A 6,154-nucleotide genomic window follows, 5' to 3' on the forward strand; every position below is an offset into this window, starting at 1 on the left:
CGGGACCGACACTGACATCGGTCCCACACCATCCTGCACGCCGTGGCCGGGGGGCCCTTCCGCGTCATCGACGACCCTACGAGGGATCGATGACGGGGGAGGGCCCGTTGGCTGCCGCTTGCCTATTTACATGGAGGCACGATGGGGCGCTATGTCGCACGACGACTGCTCCAGATGATCCCGGTTTTCATCGGGACAACTCTGCTGATCTTCCTGATGGTCTACACTCTGCCCGGCGACCCCGTGCGGGGACTCTTCGGGGACAAGGGTGCAGACCCTGCCACCGTTGCCGCTATACGGCACCAACTGGGGCTGGACCAACCGATCCTGCAGCAGTACTGGAACTACATGTCAGGCATTGTCCTGCATGGTGATTTCGGCACTCAGATAGCGAGCGGTCGCCCGGTCACGGACGTACTCGGTGACGCCTTCCCCGTCACCCTGCGACTGGCCGGCATGGCGTTCCTCCTCGAGATCGTGCTCGGCATCGGCCTCGGCATGGTCGCCGGGCTGCGCGCCGGCCGCCTCGCGGACAACGTGATCCTGATCTTCACCCTGCTGATCATCTCGATCCCGGTCTTCGTTCTCGGCTTCATCATCAAGTCGGTGTTCGCCTTCCAGCTCGACTGGATCGCGCCGAACGTCTCGAACGAGGCGACGTGGAGCGAACTGATAGCACCGGCCGTCGTGCTCGGGTCGCTCTCCCTCGCCTACGTGGCGCGACTGACGCGTACGACGATGGCCGAGAACCTGCGCTCGGACTACATGCGTACCGCCGTGGCCAAGGGACTTCCCAAGCGCCGCATCATCGGTGTGCACCTGATGCGCAACTCGCTGATCCCCGTCATCACCTTCCTCGGAACCGACCTGGGTGCCCTCATGGGTGGCGCGGTCGTGACCGAGGGCCTGTTCAACGTGAAGGGCATCGGCGGCACCATCTTCGAGTCGATCGTCCGACGCGAGGGCACCACCCTGGTCGGCCTGGTCACCATCCTGGTGCTCGTCTACCTCTTCATGAGCCTGATCGTCGACCTGCTGTACGCGGTCCTGGACCCGAGGATCCGTTATGCCTGACGTGACCAAGACCGTCCCCGCGACCGAAGACCCGAAGACCGCAGTGGCGGAGCCGGTGGCTGTGAAGGCCGAGAAGGCCCGCAGTCTCTGGGGCGACGCATGGATCGATCTGCGCTCCAACTGGTACTTCATCATCTCGTCCGTCCTCATCGTGATCCTGCTCGTGATGACGGCGTTCCCGGGCCTGTTCACCGGTGCCTCGCCGACCAAGGGCGACCTGGTGCACCACTTCCTGAGCAAGCCCGAGCTCGGCAAGGTCGGTTCGCCCGAGTGGCTGGGTTACGACCTTCAGGGCCGCAGTGTCTACGCGCGTGTCATCTACGGCACCCGGGCCTCGGTGATCGTCGGCATCTCCGTCACCGCGCTGGTGACCGTGTTCGGCGGCCTGATCGGCATGGTGGGCGGCTACTTCGGCGGCTGGGTCGACGCGCTTCTGTCCGGGTTCACCAACATCTTCCTCGGACTGCCCTTCCTGCTCGGCAGCATGGTGGTCCTGCAGGCGTTCAGCGACCGCACCGTTTTCGTCGTGATCCTCGCCCTCGCCTTCCTCGGCTGGACACAGATCGCACGTGTCATGCGCGGTGCCGTGATCACGATCAAGCAGTCGGACTACGTCCAGGCAGCCAGGGCCCTTGGCGCGAGCACGCCCCGGATCCTGTTCAAGCACATCCTGCCGAACGCCATGGCCCCGGTGATCGTCGTCGCGACCATCTCGCTGGGTGTGTACATCTCGGCCGAGGCGACCCTGTCCTACCTGGGGCTGGGTCTTGCCGACCCGACGATTTCGTGGGGTATCGACATCTCCGGTGGCCTCAGCCAGATCCGCGTCGCGCAGCACGTCCTGCTGTACCCGTCGATCATGCTCAGCATCACCGTTCTGGCGTTCATCATGCTCGGCGAAGCCGTCCGCAACGCCCTCGATCCGAAGTCGCGATAAGGAGGGCGTACGTGACTACCATCGACAAGACCGCCGAAGTCCCGTCGCCGCGCTCGGGTGACGACCACGTCGGCCCGCTGCTCGACGTCCGTGACCTGCATGTGGAGTTCCACACCCGCGAAGGTGTGGTCAAGGCCGTCAACGGCGTGAACTACAGCGTGAACGCAGGGGAGACGCTCGCCGTTCTCGGTGAGTCCGGCTCCGGCAAGTCCGTGACGGCGCAGGCCATCATGGGCATTCTCGACATGCCGCCGGGCAAGATCCCCCAGGGGGAGATCCTCTTCCGCGGCCAGGACATGCTGAAGATGTCCTACGAGGAGCGCAGGCAGATCCGTGGCCAGAAGATCGCGATGATCTTCCAGGACGCGCTCTCCTCGCTGAACCCGGTGCTCACCGTCGGCTACCAGCTCGGCGAGATGTTCCGGGTCCACCAGGGCCTGTCCAAGAAGGACGCGACGGCCAAGGCCATCGAGCTGATGGACCAGGTCAAGATCCCGGCCGCCAAGGCCCGGGTCTCGGACTACCCGCACCAGTTCTCCGGCGGTATGCGCCAGCGCATCATGATCGCCATGGCGCTGGCCCTGGAGCCGGACCTGATCATCGCGGACGAGCCGACCACCGCGCTCGACGTGACCGTGCAGGCCCAGGTGATGGACCTCCTCGCGGAGCTGCAGCGCGAGTACAACATGGGTCTCATCCTGATCACGCACGACCTCGGTGTCGTCGCCGACGTCGCGGACAAGATCGCCGTGATGTACGCGGGCCGGATCGTCGAGACCGCCCCGGTCCACGAGATCTACAAGCGCCCGGCACACCCGTACACCAAGGGTCTGCTGGAGTCGATCCCGCGGCTGGACCAGAAGGGCCAGGAGCTCTTCGCGATCAAGGGCCTGCCGCCCAACCTGCTGCGCGTGCCCTCGGGCTGTGCCTTCAACCCGCGCTGCACGATGGCGCAGGACATCTGCCGTACGGACATCCCGGCCCTGCGCCCGGTGACCGAGCAGGACGGCATCGAGCTGGTCGGCCGCGGCAGCGCCTGCCACTTCTGGAAGGAGACGATCCATGGCTGACATCAACAAGGAGACCGTGGACGCCACCCCGAACGTCACCGAAGTGGAGACGGTCGACGCGGCCACCGAGGCGGAGGCTGTTGCCGCCATCGAGGCGCCGGTGTCGAAGGGCGAACCGATCCTTCAGGTCCGCAACCTGGTCAAGCACTTCCCGCTGACCCAGGGCATCCTGTTCAAGAAGCAGGTCGGTGCGGTCAAGGCCGTGGACGGCGTCTCGTTCGACCTGTACCAGGGCGAGACGCTCGGCATCGTGGGTGAGTCCGGCTGCGGCAAGTCCACGGTCGCCAAGCTCCTGATGACGCTGGAGCGAGCCACCGCCGGTGAGGTCTTCTACAAGGGCCAGGACATCACCAAGCTGTCCGGGCGTGCGCTGAAGGCCGTGCGCCGCAACATCCAGATGGTGTTCCAGGACCCGTACACCTCGCTGAACCCCCGTATGACGGTCGGCGACATCATCGGGGAGACCTTCGAGATCCATCCCGAGGTGGCACCGAAGGGCGACAGGCGCCGCAAGGTGCAGGACCTCCTGGATGTCGTGGGTCTCAACCCGGAGTACATCAACCGGTATCCGCACCAGTTCTCCGGCGGTCAGCGCCAGCGCATCGGCATCGCCCGCGGCCTCGCGCTCAACCCGGAGATCATCATCTGCGACGAGCCGGTCTCCGCGCTCGACGTGTCGGTGCAGGCACAGGTCATCAACCTGATGGAGAAGCTGCAGGACGAGTTCAACCTCTCCTACCTCTTCATCGCGCACGACCTGTCGATCGTCCGGCACATCTCCGACCGGGTCGGCGTCATGTACCTCGGCAAGATCGCCGAGATCGGTACGGACACGGAGATCTACGACCACCCGACGCACCCCTACACCCAGGCGCTGCTGTCGGCGGTCCCGGTTCCGGACCCGGAGGCCCGCGAGCGCCGCGACCGGATCATCCTCAGCGGTGACGTCCCGTCGCCGGCGAACCCGCCGTCGGGCTGCCGCTTCCGCACCCGCTGCTGGAAGGCGGAGGACAAGTGCGCCACGGAGGTGCCGCTGCTGGCGATCCCCGAGCGCTTCAAGTCCTCGGACACCCCGGCCGCGCATGAGTCGGCCTGCCACTTCGCCGAGGAGAAGGACGTCGTCGGCGCGGCGTGATCCTGTCCAGTGCCCCTCCCGGCAAAGCTTGCCGGGAGGGGCACTAGACAGGCATACACCGACAGGGCGCCCGGAACACGGTTCCGGGCGCCCTGTCGTGTGCCCGGGCGGTCCCGGCAGGCGTATGTCCAGGTGCCGGATTTCGACCGGGTTGCTGCGGCCGTTCCGGTGACGGGCAACACAGACGGCTGTCGTGCTGATGCGTTGATCTTTTGATGAGGTGATATTTGGCGCTACGTGCGATGTGGACCGATAAGGAGGCTTTCCATGCGCGGAGCCGCACAAGCCAAGTGGGCCGCCTGCGCGGTTGCCGTCGCCCTGACGGCGACGGCCTGCGGCGGGGGCGGCGGTGGTGGCGGGGGTGGCGGCGCCAATGGGATTGTGAGCTCCTCCTGGGGTGACCCGCAGAATCCGCTGGAGCCCGCCAACACCAACGAGGTGCAGGGCGGCAAAGTCCTCGACATGGTCTTCCGTGGGCTGAAGAAGTACGACCCGAAGACCGGTGCGGCCACGAACATGCTGGCCGAAAAGATCGAGTCCACCGACTCGCAGAACTTCACCATCACACTGAAGGACGGCTGGACCTTCAGCAACGGCGAGAAGATCACGGCGAACTCTTTCGTGGACGCCTGGAACTACGGTGCCCTGCTGAAGAACAATCAGAAGAACGCATACTTCTTCGGCTACATCGACGGCTACGACAAGGTCCACCCGAACACCGGCAATGCCTCCGCGGCCACGCTCTCCGGCCTCAAGGTCGTCAACCCCAGGACCTTCACCGTCAAGCTGTCGCAGAAGTTCTCGCTCTGGCCGGACACCCTCGGCTACCCGGCCTTCGCGCCCCTGCCGAAGAGCTTCTTCACCGACCACGCCGCCTGGCTGTCCAAGCCCGTCGGCAACGGCCCGTACACCATCGAGTCGTACACCAAGGGCTCCGTGATGAGCCTGCGCAAGTGGGACGGTTACCCCGGGGACGACAAGGCGCAGAACGGCGGCATCGACCTCAAGGTCTACACGGACAGCAACACCGCCTACACCGACCTGGTCGCGGGCAATCTCGACCTCGTCGACGACGTACCGGCCGCGCAGCTGAAGAACGTCAAGGCGGACCTGGGCGACCGCTACATCAACACCCCGGCAGGCATCATCCAGACGATCGCCTTCCCCTTCTACGACAAGAAGTGGGACACCCCCGGGGGCATCAAGGTCCGGCAGGGCCTGTCGATGGCGATCAACCGGGACCAGATCACCAGCCAGATCTTCCAGAAGACCCGCACTCCCGCCTCCGACTGGACCTCCCCGGTCCTCGGTGAGGGGGGCGGCTTCAAGAAGGGGCTGTGCGGAGCCCCGTGCGAGTACAACGCGGCGGACGCCAAGAAGCTGGTTCAGGAGGGCGGCGGGATCCCCGGCGGCCAGCTGAAGATCTCGTACAACGCGGACACCGGCTCGCACAAGGAGTGGGTCGACGCCGTCTGCAACAGCATCAACAACGCGCTGGGCAACAACAAGGCCTGCGTCGGCGCCCCGATCGGCACCTTCGCCGACTTCCGCAGCCAGGTCTCCCAGCAGAAGCTGACCGGCCCCTGGCGTGCGGGCTGGCAGATGGACTACCCGCTGATCCAGAACTTCCTGCAGCCGACCTACTACACGAACGCCTCGTCCAACGACGGCAAGTGGAGCAGCAAGCAGTTCGACTCGCTGATCGACAAGGCCAACGCCGAGTCCGACAAGGCCAAGGCCGTCTCCACGTTCCAGGACGCGGAGAGGGTCCTCGCCGAACAGATGCCCGTCATCCCGCTCTGGTACCAGAACGGCAGCGCCGGCTACTCGGACCGGATCACCAACGTCTCGCTGAACCAGTTCAGCGTCCCGGTGTACGAGCAGATCACGGTCAAGTAGGACCCGGAAGCCGGGTGGCCGGTGCACCCTCGCACCGGC

At 65.5% G+C, this 6,154-nt stretch carries 5 protein-coding genes; all 5 read left to right on the forward strand.

Going from position 1 to position 6,154, the window contains the following annotated elements:
- The first annotated feature begins 141 nt into the window (after positions 1-141).
- The 5 genes from ACNPQM_RS43420 to ACNPQM_RS43440 all read left to right on the forward strand — a co-directional run bounded on the left by ACNPQM_RS43420 (position 142) and on the right by ACNPQM_RS43440 (position 6,115).
- On the forward strand, positions 142-1,074 hold the full coding sequence (locus tag ACNPQM_RS43420; protein ID WP_358863372.1) for an ABC transporter permease: 933 nt from the start codon (positions 142-144) through the stop codon (positions 1,072-1,074).
- Positions 1,067-2,011, forward strand: coding sequence for an ABC transporter permease (locus tag ACNPQM_RS43425; protein WP_418088337.1), 945 nt, complete (start codon positions 1,067-1,069; stop codon positions 2,009-2,011). The genes ACNPQM_RS43420 and ACNPQM_RS43425 overlap by 8 nt, the downstream gene beginning before the upstream one ends.
- 11 nt (positions 2,012-2,022) lie before the next feature.
- Positions 2,023-3,081: an ABC transporter ATP-binding protein gene (locus ACNPQM_RS43430; protein WP_358863370.1), complete on the forward strand. Its 1,059-nt coding sequence runs from the start codon at positions 2,023-2,025 to the stop codon at positions 3,079-3,081.
- Positions 3,074-4,216, forward strand: coding sequence for an ABC transporter ATP-binding protein (locus tag ACNPQM_RS43435; protein ID WP_418088338.1), 1,143 nt, complete (start codon positions 3,074-3,076; stop codon positions 4,214-4,216). Before ACNPQM_RS43430 ends, ACNPQM_RS43435 begins: the two co-directional genes overlap by 8 nt.
- Positions 4,217-4,483: 267 nt before the next feature.
- Positions 4,484-6,115, forward strand: coding sequence for a peptide ABC transporter substrate-binding protein (locus ACNPQM_RS43440; protein WP_358861949.1), 1,632 nt, complete (start codon positions 4,484-4,486; stop codon positions 6,113-6,115).
- The last annotated feature ends 39 nt before the right edge of the window (positions 6,116-6,154 follow it).

It is taken from the genome of Streptomyces sp. NPDC056231 (genome assembly GCF_048270745.1).
In the GTDB taxonomy this organism is placed as follows: domain Bacteria; phylum Actinomycetota; class Actinomycetes; order Streptomycetales; family Streptomycetaceae; genus Streptomyces.